The organism is Streptococcus sp. DD04 (assembly GCF_001578725.1).
Lineage (GTDB): Bacteria > Bacillota > Bacilli > Lactobacillales > Streptococcaceae > Streptococcus > Streptococcus sinensis.
Genome location: NZ_KQ968980.1, coordinates 120,925 through 146,750 on the forward strand (window position 1 = coordinate 120,925; position 25,826 = coordinate 146,750).

At 42.4% G+C, this 25,826-nt stretch carries 22 protein-coding genes and 1 pseudogene; 5 read left to right on the forward strand and 18 right to left on the reverse strand.

Annotation, left to right across the window (positions count from 1 at the left end; genetic code table 11):
• Positions 1-39 precede the first annotated feature (39 nt).
• The 4 genes from STRDD04_RS08710 to STRDD04_RS08725 all read right to left on the reverse strand — a co-directional run bounded on the left by STRDD04_RS08710 (position 40) and on the right by STRDD04_RS08725 (position 5,348).
• Positions 40-1,290: a carbohydrate-binding domain-containing protein gene (locus STRDD04_RS08710; protein WP_062201576.1), complete on the reverse strand. Its 1,251-nt coding sequence runs from the start codon at positions 1,288-1,290 to the stop codon at positions 40-42.
• Positions 1,291-1,307: 17 nt separating this feature from the next.
• Positions 1,308-1,988, reverse strand: coding sequence for a DUF4956 domain-containing protein (locus STRDD04_RS08715; protein ID WP_062201578.1), 681 nt, complete (start codon positions 1,986-1,988; stop codon positions 1,308-1,310).
• Positions 1,981-2,706 carry a polyphosphate polymerase domain-containing protein gene (locus tag STRDD04_RS08720; RefSeq protein WP_062201580.1) on the reverse strand — a complete coding sequence of 242 codons (726 nt, stop codon included), beginning with the start codon at positions 2,704-2,706 and terminating at the stop codon, positions 1,981-1,983. Before STRDD04_RS08720 ends, STRDD04_RS08715 begins: the two co-directional genes overlap by 8 nt.
• A gap of 242 nt (positions 2,707-2,948) precedes the next feature.
• A complete protein-coding gene (locus STRDD04_RS08725) occupies positions 2,949-5,348 on the reverse strand; it encodes a YhgE/Pip domain-containing protein (RefSeq protein WP_062201582.1) in 2,400 nt (799 codons plus the stop codon).
• 142 nt (positions 5,349-5,490) lie between these two features.
• On the opposite strand from STRDD04_RS08725, the gene STRDD04_RS08730 reads away from it, so the two are divergent.
• Positions 5,491-6,021: a TetR/AcrR family transcriptional regulator gene (locus STRDD04_RS08730; RefSeq protein ID WP_062201584.1), complete on the forward strand. Its 531-nt coding sequence runs from the start codon at positions 5,491-5,493 to the stop codon at positions 6,019-6,021.
• A gap of 106 nt (positions 6,022-6,127) precedes the next feature.
• On the opposite strand, the gene rpsD is transcribed toward STRDD04_RS08730, so the two are convergent.
• Positions 6,128-6,739, reverse strand: coding sequence for a 30S ribosomal protein S4 (gene rpsD / locus STRDD04_RS08735; RefSeq protein ID WP_062201586.1), 612 nt, complete (start codon positions 6,737-6,739; stop codon positions 6,128-6,130).
• Positions 6,740-7,158: 419 nt separating this feature from the next.
• On the opposite strand from rpsD, the gene comA reads away from it, so the two are divergent.
• Both comA and STRDD04_RS08745 read left to right on the forward strand, forming a co-directional pair.
• Positions 7,159-9,312 (forward strand): peptide cleavage/export ABC transporter ComA, encoded by a 2,154-nt coding sequence (gene comA / locus STRDD04_RS08740; RefSeq protein WP_062201588.1) that lies wholly within the window; start codon positions 7,159-7,161, stop codon positions 9,310-9,312.
• A 13-nt stretch (positions 9,313-9,325) separates the two neighbouring features.
• The gene (locus STRDD04_RS08745; protein WP_156469081.1) at positions 9,326-10,681 is read left to right on the forward strand and encodes a bacteriocin secretion accessory protein; all 1,356 of its coding nucleotides are present in this window, start codon (positions 9,326-9,328) and stop codon (positions 10,679-10,681) included.
• A 48-nt stretch (positions 10,682-10,729) separates the two neighbouring features.
• Here the strand turns inward: STRDD04_RS08745 and STRDD04_RS08750 are convergent, their stop codons facing one another.
• From STRDD04_RS08750 to STRDD04_RS08810, 13 genes and pseudogenes are all read right to left on the reverse strand, one after another.
• The gene (locus STRDD04_RS08750; protein ID WP_062201592.1) at positions 10,730-11,458 is read right to left on the reverse strand and encodes an ABC transporter ATP-binding protein; all 729 of its coding nucleotides are present in this window, start codon (positions 11,456-11,458) and stop codon (positions 10,730-10,732) included.
• Positions 11,458-12,510 carry an ABC transporter substrate-binding protein gene (locus STRDD04_RS08755; protein ID WP_197460091.1) on the reverse strand — a complete coding sequence of 351 codons (1,053 nt, stop codon included), beginning with the start codon at positions 12,508-12,510 and terminating at the stop codon, positions 11,458-11,460. Before STRDD04_RS08755 ends, STRDD04_RS08750 begins: the two co-directional genes overlap by 1 nt.
• On the reverse strand, positions 12,501-13,253 hold the full coding sequence (locus tag STRDD04_RS08760) for an ABC transporter permease (protein ID WP_062201594.1): 753 nt from the start codon (positions 13,251-13,253) through the stop codon (positions 12,501-12,503). The genes STRDD04_RS08755 and STRDD04_RS08760 overlap by 10 nt, the downstream gene beginning before the upstream one ends.
• On the reverse strand, positions 13,216-13,506 hold the full coding sequence (locus STRDD04_RS08765; protein ID WP_062201597.1) for a thiamine-binding protein: 291 nt from the start codon (positions 13,504-13,506) through the stop codon (positions 13,216-13,218). The genes STRDD04_RS08760 and STRDD04_RS08765 overlap by 38 nt, the downstream gene beginning before the upstream one ends.
• A 257-nt stretch (positions 13,507-13,763) precedes the next feature.
• Entirely contained in the window at positions 13,764-14,387 is a 624-nt protein-coding gene (locus tag STRDD04_RS08770) for an HAD family hydrolase (protein ID WP_062201671.1), read from the reverse strand.
• A 269-nt stretch (positions 14,388-14,656) separates the two neighbouring features.
• Entirely contained in the window at positions 14,657-14,935 is a 279-nt protein-coding gene (locus tag STRDD04_RS08775) for a Veg family protein (RefSeq protein WP_062201599.1), read from the reverse strand.
• A 1-nt stretch (position 14,936) separates the two neighbouring features.
• Positions 14,937-16,292 (reverse strand): replicative DNA helicase, encoded by a 1,356-nt coding sequence (gene dnaB / locus STRDD04_RS08780; protein ID WP_037615013.1) that lies wholly within the window; start codon positions 16,290-16,292, stop codon positions 14,937-14,939.
• 26 nt (positions 16,293-16,318) lie between these two features.
• Positions 16,319-16,771, reverse strand: coding sequence for a 50S ribosomal protein L9 (gene rplI / locus STRDD04_RS08785; RefSeq protein WP_062201601.1), 453 nt, complete (start codon positions 16,769-16,771; stop codon positions 16,319-16,321).
• Position 16,772: 1 nt separating this feature from the next.
• Positions 16,773-18,789: pseudogene (locus STRDD04_RS08790) on the reverse strand (DHH family phosphoesterase).
• A gap of 441 nt (positions 18,790-19,230) precedes the next feature.
• Positions 19,231-21,150: a tRNA uridine-5-carboxymethylaminomethyl(34) synthesis enzyme MnmG gene (gene mnmG, locus STRDD04_RS08795; protein ID WP_062201672.1), complete on the reverse strand. Its 1,920-nt coding sequence runs from the start codon at positions 21,148-21,150 to the stop codon at positions 19,231-19,233.
• 321 nt (positions 21,151-21,471) lie between these two features.
• Positions 21,472-21,726, reverse strand: a complete 255-nt coding sequence (locus tag STRDD04_RS11545; RefSeq protein ID WP_231853924.1) for a hypothetical protein — start codon at positions 21,724-21,726, stop codon at positions 21,472-21,474.
• 21 nt (positions 21,727-21,747) lie between these two features.
• Positions 21,748-22,869 (reverse strand): tRNA 2-thiouridine(34) synthase MnmA, encoded by a 1,122-nt coding sequence (mnmA, locus tag STRDD04_RS08805; protein ID WP_062201605.1) that lies wholly within the window; start codon positions 22,867-22,869, stop codon positions 21,748-21,750.
• Between the two features lie 277 nt (positions 22,870-23,146).
• Positions 23,147-23,689 carry an aggregation-promoting factor gene (locus STRDD04_RS08810; RefSeq protein ID WP_062201607.1) on the reverse strand — a complete coding sequence of 181 codons (543 nt, stop codon included), beginning with the start codon at positions 23,687-23,689 and terminating at the stop codon, positions 23,147-23,149.
• Positions 23,690-24,013: 324 nt separating this feature from the next.
• Between STRDD04_RS08810 and sdaAB the strand changes: the two genes are divergently transcribed.
• Together sdaAB and sdaAA are read left to right on the forward strand one after the other, a co-directional pair.
• On the forward strand, positions 24,014-24,685 hold the full coding sequence (gene sdaAB / locus STRDD04_RS08815; RefSeq protein ID WP_062201608.1) for an L-serine ammonia-lyase, iron-sulfur-dependent subunit beta: 672 nt from the start codon (positions 24,014-24,016) through the stop codon (positions 24,683-24,685).
• An 8-nt stretch (positions 24,686-24,693) separates the two neighbouring features.
• The gene (sdaAA, locus tag STRDD04_RS08820; protein WP_062201610.1) at positions 24,694-25,566 is read left to right on the forward strand and encodes an L-serine ammonia-lyase, iron-sulfur-dependent, subunit alpha; all 873 of its coding nucleotides are present in this window, start codon (positions 24,694-24,696) and stop codon (positions 25,564-25,566) included.
• Positions 25,567-25,826: the final 260 nt, after the last annotated feature.

Here is a 25,826-nt window from a genome sequence, read left to right on the forward strand (position 1 = left end):
ATTTGGGGTGCGGTTCATTTTTGCTTAGATTTTTTCTAATCAATGTCCACCGGGACCGCCACCTTGTCCGCCTGGGGCACCGCCGCCACCAGGGCCATCTGCTGTGATTTCGGTTCGGGTTTGCCCATTAACCGTGATAGTCCCTCCCGTATAGGTAGCCTTGCCATCAAAGTCAAAGGCAGATACCGTGGATGTGATAGCTAGGTTTCCTCCTGTCATGATGATATCGCCGTTGGAGTCAAGGGCATCTGTATCGCCTTGGCCGACCTCAACCTTGATGTCGCCACCAGTAATCTTGATGAAAATCTCAGCCCCAGTCGCTGTACTAGCTGCATTGATCCCATCATCCGTCGCATAAAGATCAAGTGTACCGCCATTAATCGTGGCATTTGTTCCCTCTAAAGCTTCGACACTGGACTTGACTGTGATGGTGCCACCGTCAATCACTGCTGCATTGCTAGCATGAAGACCGTCATCTCCGGCATTAATCGTAATGGTACCGGACTGAATATAGAGATTTCCGAGCGAAGTATCCTCATCGTTATCCGCATGGATCGCATCCTCCGTCGCGGTAATATCCAAACTAGCCTCCTTGATATTGATGGCATCATTGGCTGATAAGCCATTCTTGTAGCCTTTAATCGTATAAGTCCCGCCTGTGATACGCAGATCATCATTAGACTCGACCGCGTTACCGTATTTTCCTTCAATGGTCAGACTGCCTGAGCCGTTGAAGGTCAAGTCGTCCTTACTGTAAATGGCCGCATCGTAGTCAGTATTGGTGTGATTGGCCGAGTCAGAAATGCTATTCTTGCTGCCTTCAGCTAGGGTAATAAAGGTTTTATCTGCATTTTCTACCACAATCGCTGCATCCGTCCCTGTCATAGTCACGCCATCCAAAATGATTTGCACCTTGTCTTGGTCGCCAGCCTTGACGACAATCTGCACATTTTCACTACTGCCAGAGAGGACATAAGTCCCAGCTGCCGTAATCATCACCGTTGAGCCAGAAACACTCGCTCCGTCACCGGATACCTTGGCTGTGGAGCCACTCAAGCTGATCTTGGTTGCTGTCGACTCATCATAAGAAGCATCTTGATCACGATCCGTGAAATAGCTAGATGTATCCGTCTTTGTCGTACTGGTAGCTGTTTGACTGGTACTGGTGCTAGTGCTCGTACTTGTGCTGGATTGGCTGGTCAAGCTACAAGCCCCCAAGCTAACGCTCATCAGCGCTAGGGACACCATTAGTTTTATTTTCTGAAATATTTTTTTCTTGCCTGTTTTCATGATTGGCCTCTTTCTAGTTATAATTCATTTTCTTTCGTGATGTAGCGGCTGATAGCAATCTCTAGGTTGCCATTGCGCGTGCGCAGGGCATCAATTAGTTCTTTTTCGGTCATTCGACCATTCAGCTGAATGATGTATTTAATCTTGAACAAACTTCCCATATCAGAGGTTTTGACATTGGCTAGTTCAACATGATTGGCAGCTTTGTTGAAAATATCATCAAAAATACTTTCATAGTCCAGACTTTCTGGTATGACGACAGTCAGCTGGCGCATGGAATGCTTCATCTGTCCAAAATTGACCACCTCAAGCAGCAGCATGACGAGCGACATGATGAGGGTAAAGACGGTCGCAAAGACCAGATAGCCCATTCCGATGGCAATCCCGATTGTCATAACTAGGAAAATGGACACCAGTTCCTTGGCTCCTCCAGGTGCGGAACGAAAACGAATCAAGCTGAAAGCCCCCATGACGGCAACCCCTGCTCCCAGACTTCCATTGACCAAGAAGATGACAATCGCAATCAAGGTCGGCAAGAGCGCCAAACTCATCACAAAGGATTTGCTGTAAACCGTCTTAAACTGGTAAACCTTGGCAACAACCAAGCCCAAAAGCAAGGACACTCCAATTGCCAGCATCATCATAGCCGGATCCACGGCCGTATCGGTGAAAACATCATAAAATAAGTGATTAAGCATGATTTACAACTCCTTTATAGTCTGTCGTTTTCTTGTAGGCAACGCCGTATTTGGAAAAGGAGCTTGGGAAGACCTGATGGCGATCCAAAATCTCACTTAGCCAGAGTGGATAGGCTCCTGGCACCTTGACTTCCATAATCACATGATGATCCGGCAGAAGATTTTCCCCGTAATGACCATGCAAAAGGCTCAAATCATAGTTGCGGTAAGTCAAATCGTGGTCAATGGTAATCCGAACATTTGGATCTTCGATCCCCTTCATAGAATAACGATTGTAGTAGATATACATCATGGGCTGTACGCCACCGTAACGCTGACTCAGCCAGTCGATTTCCTCACGAATCTGACAATCCTCAATCTTACTGTGATCGCCCTCCAAGTAAGCCTCTGCAGCCACTAGATCTATCGAAATGCGACGTTTGTAGACAATCTTGCGCACCTTTTTCTTGATTTCCAAAAAGACTTGACTGTCTTCTCTCGGCTTTTCATCGTAGGTCCGCACGCGCAATTTTTCTTTAAAATAGGGCTTTTCTAAAGACTCACGAATCATTTGATAGGTCGGGGTGTCGTAGTAAAGATTATTGATGGTCGAATAAGCATGCTCATCCTCCACCAGATGGCCTTCAAACTCGGTCAATAAATCGGCCAAAGTTTCTTTGGAAATAATGTATTTGGTTTCAAATCGTTGAAATTTATCTTTAAATGTTTTTTTAGCCATGGATTTTTCCTCTTTCTTGTAACTAGAGCCATTTTACGGATGAAAACTTAAAGCAAGAATAAAGAAAACTTAAAGAAAACAAAACATTCTGATTTTCATAACAAATAAAATAGACTTGTGAAGAAAATCTACAAAATCGATTATTCTGCTATTTAGCAACCGTTTCACGTGAAACTAAAAAAACTTGGTTCTCTTCACAAAACCAAGTTTTTCTTTTCACAAAGAAACCAGCCTACTCTATCTTAAATAATTTCTTTCTTATCAGGACGATAGGCTATTGTGCCTAAGGCCATGAAAAGTAGTAAAGTCGCGGTCAAGAAGGCTAGTTGGCCTCCGATTTGACCATTCATCGAGATTGTTTCCCGCAGTCCTGACACCGCATAGCTCATCGGTAAGATCGGATTGAGCACTTGGAAGATTTCCGCCGTCAGAGGCAGCGGATAAGTACCAGCGCTGGAAGCCAGCTGCAGGAGTAAGAGGATCAAGGAGACAAAGGCCCCGACCTTACTATCCCAAGTGACCAGAGTCGTCACAACCGCCATAAAGGCCATGCTGGCTAAAACGGTTAATGCTAACGTCGTCCATTCATAGTTGGCCTCAAGACCAATCAAATGAACCGCTCCATAGACCAAGATTCCTGCCAAAATAGAAATCAAACCATTGACCTCCAGACGAGCCTTGAGCCAAGCTTTACGGGAAGTTGGAACCTGACCAGAAGGCAGCGTACCGAAAATGACATTGGTCGAAATCGCCGCTACAAAAAGAGCAACAGAAATCATGTACGGAGCCATACCAACACCATTTTTACCAACCTGATCTTTGTCTGTTTTTTTCAGCTCAACAGGACCAGCCAAAGCAGCAGCATTGTCCTCTGTCACAGAAAGCTCGGATAATTGTCCCTTGGCATCCGTCAAGCTTGTATTTAGAGTCTGAGCACCGATTGACAAGTCTCCCAGCCCACCGCTCAAGGTTAAACCGCCAGCTGCTAACTGCTGAGAACCATCCGCCATTTGATTGGCACCTGTAGTTAATCTTTGCATGCCTGTGACCAAAATAGATGATTTATCATTTAGCTGAGCAAATCCTGAGCTAATCTGACCGATACCAGAAGTCACTTGGTCATTATGACTAGCTAGATTGGCTGCTCCTTGAGAAAGCTGATTGACCCCCGCTGTATAAGCTGTTACTCCCTGTGCAACCTGAGAAAGTCCGCCTGCATAGGCTGTCATGCCTTGAGAAAGGGTCGCTGAACCAGTGCTGGCAGAGGACAGAGCTTCATTTACCTGACCTAGACCACCGTAGAGACCACTAATCATAGCTGAAGCACCTGGCAGGACTTGATTGGCTGCTGCCGACAGCTGACTTGCCTGACTGCTAGCTGTTTGCAGTCCTTGCAGATTCGTTTGGATAGCTTGGACTTCCTGTACAATGGCTGCCGCCGCACTGCTGCTAGAATCCGTGCCACCTGCTAGAGCTACTTTTAGTTCTTCTTGCTCACTGGCAGAAAGCTTTTGGTAAGCAGCTGTTCCCTCCAAAGCCGCCACGGCTGCCGCCCGATCACTTTGCGCACTACTTGCCAAAGACTGGGCATTGGTCGCAATCGTCGTGAGAGAAGCCGTGATTGTTTCCGTTGGCAAGCTCGTTCCCGCCGCAGCATTCTGAATGGCTGTATTGAGCTGATCTAGACCCGCCGTCAACTGAGCAACCTTTTCCTGATTAGCAGTAACACTGCTATTGACGGATGATTGCAAGGCTGCCAAACCGTTGTTTAGTCGCTCCACACCTGCGACTAATTCCTGTGAATTGCCCGTCAGTTGGTTAGTTCCATTCAGTAAAGTTTCTGACTGAGCTGTTAATTGACTGGCACCAGCTGAAAGCTGCCCAACTCCATCTGTATATTCCATCATCTTGCTAGTAAAAGTTGGCAAGCCAGCATTGATCTGAGCCACTCCATTTGTGTATGCTACCAGACCAGTTGACAGCGCTGTGGCTCCATCTGAGAAAGTAAGGCTGGACTGAGCTAGACTTTCTAAGTTAGTAGAAAGCTTTTGACCGCCATTTGATAATTCCTGACTGCCTTCGGCCAATTTAGCTGTCCCATCTGCGGCTGTTCCAAGTCCACCTTTTAGCTTATCCATACTAGCAAAAAGGCTTGTCACATAGCTTTTCGTAATCTTCTGACTGACCGACTGCTTCATCGAAGTCATGGCAGAATCACTCATTTTACTAGCGATAAAACTATGGCCACTGGATGTTTGATAGTGAATCGTGACTTGCTTAGGCTGATTGCTCAAGATACTAGCCGCATTGGCTGATAGATCCTTGGGAAGAGTCACTACCATGTAATAGTCTCCCTTTTCCAGCCCCTTCTCTGCCTGATCCTCATCCACAAAATGAAAATCCAGCGCTGCATTTTTCTTCATATTTTGGACCATATCTGAACCAATGGACAGGTCTTGTCCATATAGGCTCGCCTTTTGATCCTGATTGACCACCGCTACTGGTAAATCAGAAAGTTTGCCATAAGGATCCCACATGGAGCTCAAAAAAATCACATTATACAAAGCCGGAATCAAGGAAATTCCCAGCATCACCACAATAACCTTCGATTTTTTGAAGATAGCTTTCCATTCTTTAAACATTTTTTCTCCCCTTTTTATACACCTTGTCTAAAAATTTGATATAATAGATTATACACAATAAAAAAATTAAGGCAAGTAGAAAATTTATTTTTTGAACACCTTGTCTAATTTTGTATAATTCACCAGCAAAGGAAAAATGCGGATGATAGAAAGTAATAAACGTAAAAAAACCAAGGCTATCATTGAGAAGGCCATGGTTGAATTGTTGCATAAGGAATCATTTGACCACATCACAACGGTCGAATTGGCCAGAGCTGCCGGTATCAGTCGCAGTAGCTTTTATACCCACTACAAAGATAAATATGATATGATTGAACGCTATCAGCAAGGGCTCTTTCATCAACTAGAACACATCTTTGAAAATAATCAAGAAGATATCGCGGTAGCTATCACGGAAGTCTTTCAATTCCTGACCCAAGAGCCCCTTCTGGCTGCCCTCTTGACGGAAAATGGCACCAGGGAAATCCAAAATTTCCTGCGTCATAAACTTCAAATCATGCTATCTGAAAGCTTGCAAGAGCGTTTTAGCAAAAAAGTCTATAGTCAAATTGAAAAGGAATATAGCACCGTCTACCTCTCCAATGCCTTCTTTGGAGTCTGCCAGATGTGGATTTCTCGGGGAAAAAAAGAAAGTCCCGAACAAATGGCTCATCTTCTTTTAAAGATGCTATAGTCCTCATAAACTATGCATAGCCTGAGATACTTGTGCTTCAGGCTCTTTTTGTTGGACTAATAAAAAAGAAGCCAAAATCGGCTTCTGAATAAATTTCCAATTGAAATTAAAGTTTTTGGTTGTAGAATTCGACGATAAGCGCTTCGTTGATTTCTGGGTTGATTTCATCGCGTTCTGGCAAGCGAGTCAATGAACCTTCCAATTTTTCAGCATCGAATGATACGAATGCTGGACGTCCAAGAGTTGCTTCAACTGCTTCAAGGATAGCTGGAACTTTCAATGATTTTTCACGAACTGAGATCACTTGACCTGGAGTTACGCGGTATGATGGAATATCAACACGTTTGCCGTCAACAAGAATGTGACCGTGGTTTACGAATTGACGAGCTTGACGACGAGTAGTCGCAAGACCAAGACGGTAAACTACGTTGTCCAAACGACGTTCAAGAAGAAGCATGAAGTTGAAACCAAGGATTCCTTCTTTGATTTTAGTAGCTTGTACGAACAAGTTACGGAATTGTTTTTCACCTACACCGTAAGTGAAACGAAGTTTTTGTTTTTCAGCCAATTGCAAACCGTATTCTGACAATTTAGAACGGTTGTTTGGTCCGTGTTGTCCTGGTACGTAGTTACGACGTGCCAATTCTTTACCTGTACCTGTAAGTGAAAGGCCAAGGCGACGAGCTTGTTTCCAAGATGGTCCTGTATAACGTGACATATGTATGTCCTCCTAATAATATTATTTCGGTGGAAATAGTCACTTAGAAAGCTCTGATTCGTGCAGAACATTTTCGCCCAAACAGCTAAGGCTACTTTTATAGCTGATGTTCTGTTGACGAGCTTCATGCTTTCCTGCTGCTATTTCACACAAAGGCTATTGTACCATGAAATATGAAGAATGTAAAGGGGTAAAATCAGAAAACAGCTGAAAGAAGGGCTATATCAGTCCACTTTGTCATTGGCATTCAACTACCATTCAGGCACACTTTTTAACTTTTGGGATTCAGTTGTTTTTGTAATGACAGTTTACATTATAATAGACTTATTCATTATATGAGGCTTCAATATACGATGCAAATTGTTAAAATGCAACAGAGCCTATATAACTGCAAAAAATATTTTCAAAAGGAGACTTCTATGAAATTTCGCCGTCGACACTACCGTCCTCAGGTGGACCAAATGGATTGCGGCGTGACATCTTTGGCCATGGTTTTTGGTTACTACGGCTCCTATTACTCACTAGCGCATCTACGAGAGTTAGCCAAAACTACCATGGAGGGCACGACAGCTTTTGGTTTGGTTAGGGTCGCTGAGAAGCTAAACTTTGAGACGCGAACCATAAGAGCAGATATGTCCCTCTTTGAGCACAATGACTTAACTTACCCTTTCGTAGCGCATGTAGTCAAAAATGGCAAATTGCTACACTACTATGTAGTGACTGGGCAAGATAAGAAATTTATCCATATTGCTGACCCTGACCCTACGGTCAAGATGACCAAGCTACCTAGGGAACATTTTGAGTCAGAATGGACAGGAGTGGCAATATTCATAGCACCGACGCCTGACTACAAACCGCACAAAGAGCAAAAGCAAGGACTTCTTTCTTTCCTTCCTATTTTGATTAGACAAAAGAGCTTGATGACCAATATCGTTCTTGCAACCTTTCTGGTGACCATCATCAACATTATTGGTTCCTACTATCTCCAGTCTATTATCGACACCTATGTACCTGACCAGATGCGGAGTACGCTAGGGATCATCTCGCTAGGCTTGGTCTTGGTGTATATTTTACAGCAAGTTTTGAGTTACGCTCAGGATTATTTACTTTTGGTTTTGGGACAACGTTTGTCTATTGATGTCATTTTGTCCTATATCAAGCATGTTTTTCACCTTCCAATGTCTTTCTTTGCAACACGGCGGACAGGAGAAATCGTTTCTCGTTTTACTGATGCCAATAGTATCATTGATGCTCTTGCAAGTACCATCTTATCTATATTTCTCGATGTTTCAATCGTACTAATCATCTCAGTAGTCCTGTTCTCACAAAATACCAACCTCTTTTTTATTAGTCTCTTGGCCCTACCTATCTACACACTCCTTATCTTTGCCTTTATGAAACCCTTTGAAAAGATGAACCGTGACACTATGGAGGCCAATGCTGTGCTATCCTCTTCCATTATTGAGGATATTAACGGCATGGAGACTATTAAGTCTCTTACCAGTGAAAAACTTCGCTATCAGAAGATTGATAGAGAATTTGTAGATTATTTAAAAAAGTCCTTTGTCTATAGTAGAGCAGAAAGTCAGCAAAAAGCGCTAAAAAAAGTAGCTCAGTTACTTCTGAATGTTGCTATCCTGTGGATGGGGGCGGGGCTGGTCATGAATAAGCAGATGACTCTGGGACAGCTCATCACCTACAACACTCTTTTAATCTATTTCACAAATCCGCTAGAAAACATCATCAATCTCCAAACCAAACTCCAAACAGCTCAGGTAGCTAATAATCGACTCAACGAGGTCTATTTAGTAGAATCTGAGTTTGAGGAGAAAAAGATCATATCTGATCTTAGTTTGATGACAGGCGACATTGAGTTTAAAAATGTTAGCTACAAATATGGGTATAGACGAGATGTTCTAGCCAATATCAACCTAACCATCAAGCAGAAATCAAAGGTTGCTTTTGTTGGGATTTCTGGTTCAGGTAAAACTACGCTGGCTAAAATGATGGTCAATTTTTACGACCCAAATTCTGGACAGATTAGTCTAGGTGGGGTTAAACTCAATCAGATTGACAAACATACGCTCCGCCAGCATATCAACTATCTTCCACAACAGCCCTATGTCTTTAACGGCACGATCATGGACAACCTGCTTTTGGGCGCCAAAGAAGGCACTACGCAAGAAGATGTTTTGCGTGCTGTCGAACTAGCAGAGATTCGTGCAGACATTGAAAATATGCCTCTAAGTTACCAGACTGAGCTAACCTCTGATGGAGCTGGAATTTCGGGCGGCCAACGTCAACGAATCGCCTTAGCAAGGGCTCTATTGACGGATGCTCCTATTTTGATTTTAGATGAGGCTACTAGCAGCTTGGATATTTTAACAGAAAAACGAATTGTTGATAATCTGCTAGCTTTGGATAAAACCTTGATTTTTATCGCCCATCGTCTGACAATTGCCGAGCGAACCGAGCATGTCGTAGTGATGGATCACGGCCGCATTGTAGAGCAGGGCAGCCATACAGATCTGCTAGATCAGGGCGGCTTCTATGCCAATCTGGTCAATAGCTAGAAAGGAGAACCTAGTGACCCAAGATTTTTTAGAAAGCGCTGAGTTTTACAACCGTCGCTATCACAATTTCTCTAGTAGGGTTATTATTCCTATTACTTTACTCTTTCTTTTTACCCTACTCTTCGGACTCTTTGCTCAAAAAGAGATTACTGTCTCATCAAGTGCCAGTCTGGAGCCTAGTCGCATCATTTCTAACATCCAGTCCACGAGTAATAATACAATCATTATGAATCATCTCGCAGAAAACAAGTGTGTCAAACAAGGTGACCTGCTCATTCAATATCAAAATGGAGCAGAAGAGCTACAGAAGGCTAGCTACTCTAACCAGCTAGATATGCTCCAAGATCAGAAAAAACAATTGGAGTATTTACAAGCTAGTCTCCAAACTGGGAATGATCAGTTCCCAGAAGCTGATAATTTTGGCTACCGGCAATCTTTTCGGGATTATCAAAGTCAGGCAGTCAGTCTCCGTAGTAATACCGACCAGCAAAACGCAGCTATCGCTTCACAAAATGCCGCTGCTAGCAGTGCACAGACAGAGATTGCAAAACTCATTTCTGAGACCCAAGCTAAAATTTCAGACTACAAGTCAGTCAAGGCAGCTATCCAAAATGACTCAGTAGTAGATGGTAGTAACGCGGGCTATTCCCTCTACCAAACCTATCAAGCACAAGTAAACATGGACACGCAAGACCAGCTAAAAAATCAAATACTGGCACAAGCAGATACACAGATTGCTCAATTAGAAGGAACACTGGCAAGCTACCGCATCCAATATGCAGGTTCAGGTGCTCGACAAGCCTACTCGAGTGGATTAAACAGTCAGCTAGAATCACTCAAAGCTCAGCAACTAACTAAGGTTGCTCAAGAATTAACTGATTTAGAGCAAAAAATTCTTGAAACAGAAACTGAAAGAAAGGTGCAAGATGGGATGATTCAAAAAACTGTCATTACAGCACCTGAAAATGGGATACTTCACCTCAATCCTGAGACTAGCCATTCTACCTTAGTATCCGAAGGAAGCCTCCTTGCCCAACTCTATCCTGTCCTAACCACGGAAAAGAAAATTAAGATTACCGCTTATATTTCTTCCAAGGATATCGCTCATCTTAAAGTCGGTAACCCTATTCGCTTCACAACCATAAACGATATTAACAAGCAAGAAACTCTGACTTCCAAGATTAGCAACATCGATACTACTGCAAGCAAGACAGAAAAAGGAAATTTTTTTAAATTAGAAGCAGAGACTACATTGACAGACCAAGAAGCTAAGCAACTCCGCTATGGTTTAGAAGGAAGAATTGTAATGATCACAGGTAAAAAAACTTACTTCCAATATTATAGAGATAAATTTTTGAAAAAAGACTAGTTAAAAAAGCTAAAAATCCGTAACTCTTATGAGAAACGGATTTTTCACCTACTTTTCTACTCCCAAAATCTTCAAAATCTCCTGCTTGTATCGTAGCTTCTGCAATTCTTTATCCTCGCTGTCTGACCAGCTTAGCTGAAGATCTGCCACGATTTGTCCAGGGCGATTTTTCAGAATATAGATGCGGTTGCTGAGAGCCAGAGCTTCCTCGATGCTATGAGTGATAAGGAGAGTCGTCAGACCCAGCCTACGATGAATATCCAGATACCAAGTGTGCAGCTCCATCTTGGTCAGCTCATCCAAAGCACTAAAGGCCTCGTCCAGAAGAAATAGCTTGTGCCCGAACATATAGGTCCTTAGCAGAGCCACGCGCTGCCGCATCCCTCCACTCAGCTCATGTGGATACTTATCAGCCACATCAAAGAGCCCGAACTCCTTCAAAATCTGAGTTGCCTGCTCCGTCGCTTCTTTTTTTGATACCTTTCGGATTAAGAGGGGCAAGATAACATTCCCCAGCACTGTCTTGTGCCCCAGCAGCAAGTCCTTCTGCAGCATATAACTCACCCGGCCCTTGGGATTTTCCTGCCCGTCTAGGATAATCCTGCCTGACTGCACCTCCAAAATCCCCGCAATCAGATTAAAGAGGGTCGTTTTCCCGACTCCACTAGGCCCCAAAATCGCTACGACCTGGCCTGCTTCTACCTGTAGGCTGATGTTCTTCAAAATCTGCTGCTCATCATAAGCATAACTTACATTTTCAAGTTTAATTTCTGTCATTATTTTATATAATCGTTGCTAAATCCTTTATCGCTCAAGTCATTTTTTACAAGGTCATTATCCTTGGCCCATTTGTAAAAGGCATTCCAACGGCTAGCCTCAAACTGACCCCACTTTTCTTTATCCGATGCATATTGATCAGACAGATATTTTTGAGAAGCCAAGACAAAGTCACGCTTGCTTTTCAGCTCTGGCGCATGCTTGATTAAAATATCCGCTGCTTCTTCAGGGTGCTCCATGGCATATTGATAACCCTTCTTGATAGCCTGCAGGACCTTTTTCGCCTCGTCCGGATTCTTCTTGAGATAATCATTATTGGCAATGATGACTGGAGAATAATAGTCAAACTCCTTGACATAGTCCTTCATATAAAAGAAATTTGTATCCATGCCCTGAGTTTGAGCCATGATGCCGTCCCAACCATGGTAAATCCACGCCGCATCGAACAAACCATTTTCAATCGGCGTAATAGAATTAGAATCATTGTTAGGGACCTTTTCTACCTCATCAAACTGGCCGCCTTGGCTTTCGACCAAGGTTTTGAGCATGCCCAGCTCCACCGGATCATTCCAGGTGCCGTATTTCTTCCCAGCCAGATCCTTAGGACTTGTAATCCCTGCAGACTTCTTGGAAATAATGCCCGAAGTATTATGCTCTACAATGGCTGCGACAGCTGTGATTTCTGCACCCTTATCCAGTTTTTTAGCCATGGAGTCCTGGAAGTAAATACCAAAAGGTGCCTTGCCGTTGATAATCAAATCCGAACTGCTATCTTCAGGCGGTAACTTGATATCCACATCCACGCCTGCTTCCTTGAAGTAGCCCTTTTCCTGAGCCACATAAAGGCCAGTATGGTTGGTGTTAGGTGACCAGTCTAGGATAAAATCAATCTTTTTATCCTTGCTAGCAGACTCTGAGCCTGACTTACCACAAGCCGCTAGGCCAAAGATAGACACGGCAGCCAAACCTGCCAGCAACATTTTATAAGTTTTTTTCATCATAATCCTCTTTTCTTCTTTTGGAAAATAGCAGAGCTGAGCCCCTATTTCCATTTAATGACATATTTTTCACTAACAGCCACCACCTTCATCCCCACGAGGCTGATAACCGAAACCAATATGATAATAGCAAACATGGTGTCGTACTGGAAAAGTTTCTTGGATTGAATCATATAAACACCCAAGCCTTCGAAACCGCCCAGCCATTCGGAAACCACGGTCGTGATAAAGGCATAGGAAACACTGACGCGCAAGCCCGCATAGAAATAAGGCAGACTAGCTGGAATCTTAAAATGCCAGAGAATCTGCCAGCGATTGGCCTGCATAAGCTCAAAGAGAGTCAGAGTATCCCGATCACAATGCCGAAAACCATCCAGAATACTGACGATAATCGGAAAAGTCGTCGTCAGAATAATCAGCACAATCTTAGGCAAAATCCCATACCCCAGCCAGAGAACCAGAATTGGCGCCAAAGCAATGGTCGGAATAGTCTGGACCACGACCATCATTGGGTAAATCAAATCATTGAGCCAGCTCATGCTATCCATGAGTACAGCTAGTATACAGGCCAAGATGACACCCAAGACTAAACCCAGCAAGGCTACTTTTAAGGTCGCCCAACTATGACCTGCTAGAAAGCCTGCATCTCTGATAAAGGCCTGACCGATTTCCAGAGGTGTCGGAAGGATAAACTTGGGTAAGAGCTTGAGCCAGCCCATGACCTGCCAGATGACAAGAATTCCCAGCATACCAAAAAGGCTAATCTGCTGTCGCAGGATATTTTTCAAGTTTTTCATCAATACTTAAAATCTTTCCATAATTTATTTTCACATTAGCAAAGACATTGTCTGCCTGAGTGCCTGCAAGCTCAATCGCCTGCTGCAGAATAGGAAATAAGGTCTCCCATTCCCCTTCTAGAACTGTCTCAAAAGGCGTCACGACCATCTTCACTGGCTGTTTTTGCAAAAACTCAATCACTTCCTCTATGACTGCCAAACGATTCACATCATGTGACAAAGGAAGGATCTGTAAAGCGATGCTGCCCTGCATTCTCCTATCTCCTTTTCTACTAATAACAAAAAAACTTTTCCATATATGGAAAAGTGCGCGAAAATACCTCTGATTTCTCTTGCATAATTCCCTACGCTGGCATTACCCAGATCAGGTGCGGTCGAAGCTTACACTTCCTCTCAGACTGTACACAGACTCCCATATATAGGACTATGATAGCGCAATCATCAGCAATTGTCAAGGTTGGAGCTTGGTTTCACCACTTCCAATTGCAGATGAATATGAAATCTCATAGTTTAGTCAAACTTTCCTTTCGCAGCTAGCAAAGCCTCCAAAGCCCTTATATTGTCTGTCTCGCTTGTGGATAAGATGGTTTCAAAACCCAGTTCAGCTGCCGTATCTAAGTTAGCCTGAATATCATCAATGAAGACGGATTCCACTGGATCCAGATTGTACTTTTTTAGCAGTTTTTGATAAATCTCTGACTCTGGCTTGACAACCCCGACCTCTGATGAGAGGATATAGCCCGAAAGCAGTGGATAGATTGGTAACAAACCAGCTTTTTCAATATGGTAAAAAATCTCGCAAGTGGTTGACAAGATGTAAATGCGATAGCCCTGATTAGCCCATATCCGAATCTTCTCCTGTAAACCACTGTAAACTTGCACGACCTCATACCAATGGTAAAAGGTGTTCTTAATTGCAGAATGATAGGAAGCATCTAGCTGAGCCAGTGCTTCCTCACAGGCTTCTTTCAAACTCCGCTCTCCCTTGTCCGTCTTATGCCAGATACCCGACTCAAAAATGGACTTTCTAAGGACCTGGCGCCGCTCATTTTCAGGTTCAAAATACGTTAAGATTTTCTCAGAATTCCATTCAATCAGAACATTTCCTAAATCAAAAACCAAATTTTTAATCATTTCTTTTACCAACCTTTTTCTTTACAAAAGCCATTCTCAGTTCTCTTAAAACTTGTTTCTATGATTGATACTAAGCACTGGATTCCGACAAAGAATCCTCCCCTTGCTGAAATATAATTATTGTCAGCCAATCAGCCAGTCCAGCCCTCATTTGCTATCTTTAGCAAAACATGTTCAGGCTAAGAAAAAATCCCAGAAATGAACTGTTCCTTAAAGTTGGGACTTTTTACCCAACTCTAGAAAGCAATACAAAGTTCTGGAATTACATGTTATTCTTGGTCAAAATAACGAATTAAATTTTTCTCTGTCAAAATATCTGAATAAGTGTAAGATTCCACATAGGTGTTCGTAATTTCACCTGGTTGTCCCCCTTCATTTGCATATTCAACGATAAATAAAGAAGGGTAAACTTCAATCAAGCGGCCCTGTTTACTTTTTTGGCGCTTGCGGCCATTTTCTAGAGTCATTTCTACTATCTGCCCCTCATGTGCCTTGATGTCCTCCTTGATTTTCTTCATTTTTGCTACATCCGTAAATGCATCACTCATACTATACATCCTCTCTTTTAGAAATACTTGAAAACTTATTATATTCTTTTTGGAAAATCAGCTCAACTGTTCCACGTGCTCCGCTCCGGTTTTTCTCAATAATAACTTCGACTTTATTATTCGGAATGCCTTCCTCTTCCTCGCCGGCCCGCTCATAGTAGTCATCCCGGTAAAGGAAGGCAACGATATCCGCATCCTGCTCAATGGAACCTGATTCCCGAATATCAGACAGCACTGGTCGCTTATCCTGCCGCTGCTCCACGCCACGCGAGAGCTGACTCAGGGCAATCACTGGCACCTTGAGCTCCTTAGCCAAAATCTTAAGCTGACGGGAAATTTCCGAAACTTCCTGCTGGCGGTTTTCACGCCCCGTTCCCGTAATCAGCTGCAGGTAGTCAATCAAAATCAACCCGAGATTCCCTGTCTCCTGAGACAGCTTGCGAGCCCGCGAACGAATCTCAGTAATCCGAATCCCTGGCGTGTCATCAATATAAATACTAGCATTAGCCAGATTCGCCGTTGCAATGGTATACTTCTGCCACTCTTCATCTGTCAGTTGCCCAGTACGAATGGAATGAGAATTAATCACTCCTTCTGAAGCTAGCATCCGGTCAACCAAACTCTCTGCCCCCATTTCTAGGGAGAAGATAGCCACCGTCTTATCCAGCTTGGTTCCGATATTCTGGGCGATATTGAGGGCAAAGGCCGTCTTTCCGACCGCAGGACGAGCAGCTAGGATGATTAACTCTTCTTCGTGCAAGCCCGTCGTCATCTTATCCAACTCACGGTAACCCGTCGCAATCCCTGTAATATCAGTAGTTTGCTGAGAACGTGCTTCTAGATTAGCAAAGTTAAGATTGAGAATATCTTGGATGTTTTTAAAACCGCTGCGATTGGCCGTTTCGCTGACATCAATCAAGGCTTTTTCTGCACCCGCAATGATTTCCTCTGACAGTTTCTCGCCATCATAGGCTTGGTTGATGGATTCCGTCAAACGCGAAATCAGCCGGCGCAAAATTGCTTTCTCGGAGACGATTTTAGCATAATACTCTGCATTGGCAGAGGTCGGCACAGAATTAACGACTTCAACTAGATAGCTCAAGCCGCCAATATTCTGCAAGTCTCCTTGGCTGTCCAAAATATTGCGAACGGTGGTCGCATCGATGGCGTCCCCTCGATCCGCCAAGTCAATCATCGCCTTAAAAATCAAACGATTGGCATATTTAAAGAAATCTCCAGGCTCAATATATTCACGGACAAAGACCAGTTTGCTCTCATCGATGAAAATGGCGCCCAATACAGACTGTTCTGCTAAAATATCTTGAGGCTGAGCTCGCAATTCATCAATCTCTGCCATAGGTGAATCCTTCCTTCAATAACTTTTTACCCTTCCGTAACCCGCAGGCGAATTACGCTCGTCACATCTTGGTAAATTTTTACAGGAACATCAATCAAACCAATCAAACGAATTGGAGAGTCAACTTTGATATTCCGTTTGTCAATTTTCAGACCAAATTGCTTTTGTAGTTCATCAGCAATTTTTTTGTTGGTAATAGAACCAAAAGTCCGTCCGTCTGGTCCGACCTTCTCAGTAAAAGCAACAACAGTAGCTTCCTCTTCCAGCTTGGCTTTAATAGCCTGAGCCTCTGCCACCATCTCTGCATGAGCCTTTTCTTGAGATTTTTGCTTTCCTCTCAACTCCCCAATAGCTTGTGCAGTTGCTTCCTTAGCCAAGTTTTTCTTGATTAAGAAATTTTGAGCGTAGCCCGTAGGCATTTCCTTAATCTCACCCTTTTTCCCTTTTCCCTTCACATCTGCTAAAAAAATAACTTTCATTTCAATTCCCCTTTTCAATTATTTCTTCATTTTTTATAACTTGATCCATGATCTCTTGGTTTAAGCGTTGGGTAACTTCAGAAATAGACTGATCACTAACTTGCGCAGCTGCAAGATTAAAGTGCCCACCACCGCCCATTTTCTCCATAATCCGCTGAACATTAATTTTGCTGCGACTGCGAGCTGAAATGGATACATAACCTTCGGTATTTTTACTCACTACAAACGTTGCCTCAATTCCCGACATGGCTAGCATCGTATCAGCCGCCTTACTAATCACAACTGTATCATAGCTAGTATTATCAGGCCCAGATGCTACAATCACATTTGGCAAAATCTTCTTACCGTTGAGAATCAGCTCATTGACTGCTCGATATTCTTCAAAATTTGTCGCAGAAATATCCTGAATGACGACACTATCACTACCACGATTTCGCAAATAGCTGGCCACATCAAAGGTTCGACTCGTCACTCTCGAAGTGAATTTCTTGGTGTCCAGCATTATGCCAGCCATAAGAATGCTAGCCTGAATCTTATTCAAGCGGTTCTTCTTGGAATTTTGAAACTGAATCAGCTCCGTCACCAACTCGCTGGCACTACTAGCACCACTTTCAATATAAGCAATAACTGCATTCTCAGGAAAATCCTCATCCCGACGGTGATGGTCCACCACGATTGTTTGGCTAAATCGGTCAAAAAACTCTTTGGAGAGAGTTAGAGCCAACTTAGAATGGTCCACCATAATCAAGAGCGAGCGACTAGTCACCCTATTCATAGCTTCAGAGAGTGTCAGCAGATAATCCGCACCTTCTAGACTCAATTTTTTGATTGCCCGCTGAATATCTGACGCCATCTGCTGGTCGTCGTAGACAACGTAAGCTTGGTCAATAATATTACTAGCAAAGAGCTGCATCCCAAGCGAGGAACCCAAGGCATCCATATCAAGATTTCTATGACCAACTACAAAAACCTGATCCACACTTTTTATTTTATCTGAGATAGCTGTCATCATGGCTCTGGTTCGGGTTCGAGTACGTTTCACTGACGCAGCTGTTCCGCCACCAAAATAGACTGGATTCTTCGTTTCATTATTTTCTTTGACAACCGCCTGGTCTCCGCCTCGTACCTCAGCTAAGTTAAGATTAAGGAGAGCAGTTTTACCAATCTCATCATGCTTACCATCCCCATAAGAAAAGCCCATACTAAGCGTCAAGGGAAGTTGCCGATTCTTGGCCTCTGCACGAAATTGATCAATAATCGAAAATTTATTATCCATCAGCTGCTCCAAAACCGTATAATCCGTAAATAGATAATAACGATCCATCCCCACCCGACGATAAAACATATGAAATTGCTCAGAAAATTCCGCAACAAAGTTAGCAACAAAACTATTGATATGGCTAATATCTGAGTCTGAAACCACATCTTCCAAGTCATCATAATTGTCGACTGAGACAATCCCAATAACCGGACGGGTTGTCACTAAACCAACAGTTGCTTCATACTCGTTAGAAGCATCAAAAAAATAAATTACATTCGAAACCGAATCTAAATAAACAGAGTATTTCTTATCACCTACTGTTGCGTAGTGTCCCGTACCTGAATAAGCTGCTTGTAAAATAGTTTGCAGCAGTGCTGTATCAAAATTCCCGTCTTCTTTTATAAAAATTAATTCAGCATAGGGATTAAACCATTCAACATCCTCATTCTCTTCGTTAAACTTGATAACTCCCACAGGCATCTTATCTAGTAATGCAGTCAAACTAGCTTCTGCCTGATGATTGACAAAATGAATCTGTTCAATTTCATCCAATTTAGAGATTCTCTGTTGTTGAATAAAAAGGATAGTTAAGGCTGATAATACAGCAAAAAGCGCAACAATCATTGAAAAACTGTCACCAAACAAGCGTAAACAGATAGTTAATATTATAAAAGAAATGATTCCTGTTATCGCTAGATTCACAGGGGTAAAACGATTTTTTTTCCATCACAGACCTCTTATTCCGCCATTTTACCATAAATCCAAGAAAAAAGCGAGTTTACATCATACTTTCATTGTAGAAATCAACTAAAATTGAGATAGTCAGATAAAGAAAATAAACTTTCAAAAAAGATATTCGACATGATTATGATTGTAAAAACTTTAAAATGCTAAACTAGACACTGCTTGTTTACTTTTTCGTTGTCAAAATTGTAAACTTAATTGACAAAAGAGTGAGATTTTAAAAGAAAATTCTGATTCTTTTTGCATCATCTGTATACTATTTTTATCATTTCAAGCATTGATAATAACCTTCATTTATTAATTGTTGAGACTAGATTGTTATATCCTATTTTTTTATCATTTGAGCACATAGCGTTTTCATTTATTGCATCTTCATTTACAAACCAAAATAGAAATTGACGATTTATTTACAACGGTGTCAATCTTTCCATGACAAGAAATCAGGTTTAAACTTTCAAACGTGATTTTGTTTTTCTTTATTTTTTGAAATACTCCTAGACTTACCTTCTAAGTAGACCATCAAAATAGAAATATCTGCTGGATTGACACCAGAAATCCGACTAGCCTGACCAATCGTTTCTGGATTGATTTTCTTAAACTTCTGCCGTGCTTCTGTCGCAATCGAATCAATGTCATCCCAGTCAATATTGGCTGGAATACGCTTCTCTTCCATACGCTTCATCTTCTCAACCTGATCCAGAGCTTTAGAAATATAACCTTCATACTTAATTTCTGTCTCAATTAGCTCAATAATCTTTTCATCAAGCTCCTCTGCCGCTGGACCAATGAACTGAATCACATCTTGATAAGACACTTCCGGACGCCGCATAAATTCTTTAGCAGTCACTGCATCTGTCAGAGCTTTAAACCCAAGCTCTTCTACCTTGGCATTGGTTTCCTTGACAGGCTTCAGTTTAATAGATTCCAACCGTTTCATCTCGTTGTCGAATTGATTCTTTTTAACCTTAAAACGCGCCCAACGCTCGTCATCTACCAGACCGATTTCTCGTCCCAGCTCTGTCAAACGCATATCTGCATTGTCATGGCGGAGAATCAGACGGTACTCCGCTCGGCTAGTCAAGAGTCGATATGGTTCTACGGTTCCCTTGGTCACCAAATCATCAATCATGACTCCAATGTAACCATCACTGCGCTTCAGGATCAACTCTGGCCTACCTTGGATTTTCAAAGCAGCATTAATCCCAGCGATAATTCCTTGACCTGCTGCTTCTTCATATCCGGATGTTCCATTGGTCTGACCTGCTGTAAAGAGGCCTGAAATTTTCTTGGTTTCCAAAGTTGCTCGCAACTGGTGGGGCATAATCATATCGTATTCAATGGCATAGCCTGTCCGCATCATCTCAGCGTTTTCTAGACCTTTGATAGAGTGAACCAAGTCTTTCTGTACATCTTCTGGCAAACTAGTTGACAGCCCCTGCACATAAACTTCTTCTGTATCGCGGCCCTCAGGCTCTAAGAAAAGCTGATGGCGTTCCTTGTCCGCAAAACGAACAATCTTATCCTCAATAGACGGACAATAACGTGGACCTACTCCCTTAACGACACCTGAAAACATAGGTGCCCGATGAAGATTGTTTTGGATGATTTCATGACTTTCTGCATTGGTATAAGTCAGCCAGCAAGGCACTTGATCTTTGACATAGTCCTCATCACGAGACGTATAAGAGAAATGATTGGCTTTTTCATCACCTGGCTGAATCTCGGTCGCATCATAGTTAATGGATGCCGCCTTGACACGCGGAGGCGTTCCTGTCTTAAAACGGCCAACTTCAAAACCTAGATCACGTAGATTATCCGCCAGCGGAATCGCTGCCAGACTGTGGTTGGGACCAGATGAATATTTGAGATCGCCAATAATAATCTCTCCCCGCAGAGCTGTTCCTGTTGTGACAATAACGGCTTTAGCTGCATACTCCTGAGATGTTGCTGTCTTGACTCCGATTACCTTGCCATCTTCTACCAAGATTTCATTAATCATGGTTTGGCGCAGGGTCAGATTTTCTTGATTTTCAACCGTCTTCCGCATTTCCCTAGAGTAGAGCTCCTTATCCGCCTGCGCTCGGAGAGCCCGAACTGCTGGTCCCTTACCCGTGTTGAGCATCTTCATCTGGATGTAGCTCTTGTCAATATTCTTAGCCATCTCACCGCCCAAAGCATCTACTTCACGGACAACAATGCCTTTAGCAGATCCTCCGATAGATGGATTGCAAGGCATAAAGGCTAACATATCAATACTAATGGTAGCTAATAGAACCTTACAACCCATGCGACTAGCAGCCAGAGACGCCTCAACTCCGGCGTGGCCTGCTCCAATCACGACGATATCATAACTTTCAGTAAAATTGTGTGTCATTTCTTTTTCCTTCATTTTTTCACCAAAAAAGGCCAAGTCTCTAGAAGCGCAGGACAAAAAGCCTGCAACATCCATGAGCTTTGACCATCATAGGTATTGCTTATTTTATTGTAGCAAATTGAGCGAAATTGTCAATCTAAAGCAACTAAGATTGGCGAATCGCTTCAAAGCTTCTTTATCAATCTCGACAGATTCAGAGAAAACATCCAAAACAATCACTCTTACTGCAAATCTCCCTCTGCCCTTAGCTGCAAACAAACAATCTGTGACAGGTAGTTGCAACCAAGAAAAGCGATCATAGTATTCTTTTGGAATCTCTTGTTAGTTTGAGAAACAGGGATAGAAATAATCATCTCCCTTCTGTAGAATACCGGTTTTTAGGCGAACACCCTCTTGACCTTCACTCTCATCCATTAGATAAGCATTGAAGGGAAGCCAAACTTTAGATTGCTTTAATACCTTAATTAATGCTTCTATAGATTCTGTCGTTTTCTCATCCAAATACTGCTTCTTATAGTCAGAAAGAGTTTCAAGTTCTTCCTTCTTATCACTTTTCTTCTTAAAAAAGTGAAACATTCTCGTTCCTCTTGTAGTTACTTAAATGTACTGTAATACTTGACCATTCTTATAAGCTCTGTCAATCAAGCCTCCACCTAGGCACTCATCCCCATCATAGAAAACAACTGCTTGACCTGGAGTAATAGCCCTTTGCGGTTTATTAAAGTTGACAACAGCCTTGTCACCCTTTACAGTAACTGTTACCTTGGAATCCGGCTGACGATAACGGAACTTAGCTGTACATTCCATAGTAAATTCTTCTGGCATTTCTTTTGTGAAATGAACCTGACTAGCGTCAAGGCTAGTTGACATTAAGTTGTCATGATAAAATCCTTGACCGACATAAAGAATATTTTGGCTAAGGTCTTTTCCGACCACAAACCAAGGCTCGTTGTCACCGCCCTGCTGACCACCAATTCCAAGACCACCTCGCTGGCCAATGGTATAATACATCAACCCAGCATGCTGGCCCATATCTCTGCCTTCCAAGGTCATCATGCGACCAGGCTGGGCTGGTAAATATTGACTCAGAAATTCTTTAAAATTCTTCTCACCAATGAAGCAAATACCTGTCGAGTCTTTTTTCTTAGCTGTAGCTAAACCAGCTCTTTCAGCAATTGCTCGAACTTCTGGCTTTTCTAAATGACCCAGAGGAAACATAGTCTTTTGCAGTTGTTCCTGTGACAGTTGGCTTAGGAAGTAAGTCTGATCCTTATTGTTGTCCTTGCCACGTAACATATGTACTAGGCCATCTTGGTCTCTCTTCACCTGAGCATAGTGACCTGTTGCAACGTAATCTGCACCCAGTGTCAAGGCATAGTCAAGGAAGGCTTTAAACTTGATTTCCTTGTTACACATGACATCTGGATTTGGAGTCCTACCAGCTCGGTATTCCGCCAAGAAGTATTCAAAAACGCGATTCCAGTACTCTTTCTCAAAGTTGACAGAGTAGTAAGGAATGCCAATCTGATCTGCAACAGCTGCTACATCCTTGTAGTCTTCTGTGGCTGTGCAGAAACCAAATTCATTTGTATCGTCCCAGTTTTTCATGAAGATGCCAATTACATCGTAACCTTGCTCTTTCAAGAGCAAAGCAGTTACTGATGAATCTACACCCCCGCTCATACCAACAACGACACGAATCTTAGAGTTATCACTCATTGTGTTCTCCCATCTTTTCGTTATTTCACGATTGAAGGTCGTGCTGTGCTTTCAACGATTGAAGGTCGTTTGAGCAAAGTCTATTATATCACGATTTAACAAGTAGGACAACGGATAGAATTTCCTCAAATTTTAAGATTTTCCACGATGTAAATTACGTTGACAATCTTGTAAACCAACAACTTGATCATCTTTTTTTAGCTGCAAAAGAGAAGCTTGTAAAACAAAAGGCTAGGAGAAATGTCCTAGCCTAACTCCAGTCTAAAGATTAACCTTTTTAATACCAGCCATTGGCTAACCAGAAATTTTTAGCAGCTGACCATGAACCATAGCGATTCGTTACATATTCATTCGCCACTTTCTCTTGGTTTTCTGGTGATAAATCTCCATTTAGATAGGTAATGGTTAATTGATAGCGACCATAGTATTGCCCATTTTGTGCTGTATAACTGCCGCTGGACTCTTTTTGAGCAATCCATTCCTTAGCTTCAGCGTCCTCGTTGTTCAAACCAGAATTTGAATTTACTGACGTTTCTTCAGTCTTAGCTGATTTCTCAGCAGTTACTTGCTCAGATGCAGCTTCGTCCAATTCTAAAATCTGCCCAACACTAATTAAATTAATATTGCTAATCTTATTTTTTTCAGCAATCTTCTCAACGATCGTCTGATGTGAAGCAGCAATTGATGACAAGGTATCGCCTGATTTGACCGTATAGCTTTCTGCATTGGCCACAACTGGAAGAAAAACAGCAGCACATGCAATTACACCGAGAAAACCTGCCTTTAGCATTTTATTTTGTTTTTTAAAATATAAATTCATAGATAGAATTCTCCTTTTCAATGATATTTCTATCTTATCTTTTCTTTGTTACGGGTATTTATTGCTTGAGTTAAATTTATTACAGCCATATTGACAAACGAATAAAAACACCTTATTTATATTTGTTTGAATAGATTGTAAAAAAATGATGAGAAATCAATAAAAATAGAAGTTCAATTATATTTTTTTATACGACTCCCTTAAATTACTCAACTATTCCCAGAAACATTTGAAGATCTCTTCTGAAAACACATTCAAAAATCCGAGCTAAATTGCTATTACTTTGGTATAATGAAAAAGAATAGATGAAGCAAGGAGAAAAGGATGAAATCATTAAAATTTCAGTCTGTTTTTGATATTATCGGACCTGTGATGATTGGCCCTTCAAGCAGTCATACAGCAGGCGCAGTCCGTATCGGAAAAATCGTCTCCTCCATTTTTAACGACGAACCAACGGAAGTAGAGTTCCAGCTCTTTAACTCTTTTGCCAAAACTTACCGAGGCCACGGGACTGACTTGGCTCTTGTCGCAGGGATTTTAGGCATGGAGACAGATGACCCTGAGATTCCTAACAGCCTTGAAATTGCCCATAAACGCGGTATCAAGATTGTCTGGACGATTCAAAAGGATAGCAATGCTCCCCACCCCAATACGACAAAGATTACAGTCAAAAATGACCGTAAAACAATCAGTGTGACTGGAGTCTCTATCGGTGGTGGCAACATTCAAGTAACAGAGCTGAATGGCTTTTCAGTATCTCTGAGCATGAATACTCCGACCATCATTATTGTCCACCAGGATGTCCCAGGTATGATTGCCCATGTCACCGAAGCTCTGTCACGCTACAATATTAATATAGCTCAGATGAATGTTACCCGTGAGAAAGCTGGAGAAAAAGCGATTATGATTATTGAAGTTGACAGCCGCAGCTGTGAGGAAGCCATTGATGAAATTCGCAATATTCCTCATCTGCATAATGTGAATTTCTTTAAATAGGAGAAAGTATGTTTTATTCCATCAAAGAATTGGTTGAGCAAGCTGACTTGGATTACCAAGGAAATGTTGCTGAATTGATGATTGCTACCGAGTATGAATTAACTGGTCGTGAAAGAGAGGAAGTCCTGCGACTGATGGGCCGCAATCTGGAAGTCATGAAAGCTTCTGTCCTTCTTGGACTTGACGAGAGCAAGTCTCGCAGCGGATTGACTGGCGGAGACGCAGCAAAACTTGACCACTATATCCAGTCAGGAAAAGCTTTGTCAGACCACACTGTTCTGACTGCGGCAAAAAACGCTATTGCTGTTAATGAACACAATGCTAAAATGGGACTGGTTTGTGCCACACCAACGGCCGGCAGTGCTGGTTGTCTGCCAGCCGTTCTGACATCCGCTATTGAAAAATTAGGCCTCTCAGAAGAAGAACAGCTAAACTTTCTATTATCCGCAGGCGCTTTTGGCCTAGTTATTGCCAATAACGCCTCAATTTCGGGTGCTGAAGGTGGCTGTCAAGCTGAGGTTGGCTCCGCTTCTGCTATGAGTGCAGCTGCTTTAGTTCTAGCTGCTGGAGGTTCACCTTTTCAAGCCAGTCAAGCTATTTGTTTTGTCATCAAAAACATGCTGGGTTTGATTTGCGATCCAGTAGCTGGTCTGGTCGAAGTGCCTTGTGTCAAGCGAAATGCTATGGGAGCCAGTTACGCCTTTATTGCAGCTGACATGGCTCTTGCGGGAATCGAATCTAAAATTCCTGTTGACGAAGTCATTGACGCCATGTATCAAGTCGGGTCAAGTCTGCCTACTGCTTTCAGAGAAACAGCTGAAGGTGGTCTAGCTACAACACCGACAGGTCGCAGACTTTCAAAAGAGATTTTTGGCCAATAAATACTATCTAAAAGTGCTAGTATAAAATGGCTCTATAATTTCTGTAGTGGGTAAATCCACCGCAGGGATTATGGAGCCTTTCGATTGTAGAAAAAAAGTCCCATAAGACCTATAATGAAAAGCGATCAAAGCATCATTAGAAAGAATCTTATGGAACAATTAAATTTTATCACAAACTTACTGGAAATCAAAGATCCTAACATTACGATTTTGGATGTTCTAGATGCCGGAACGCATAAAGAAATCCTCGCTAAGCTAGA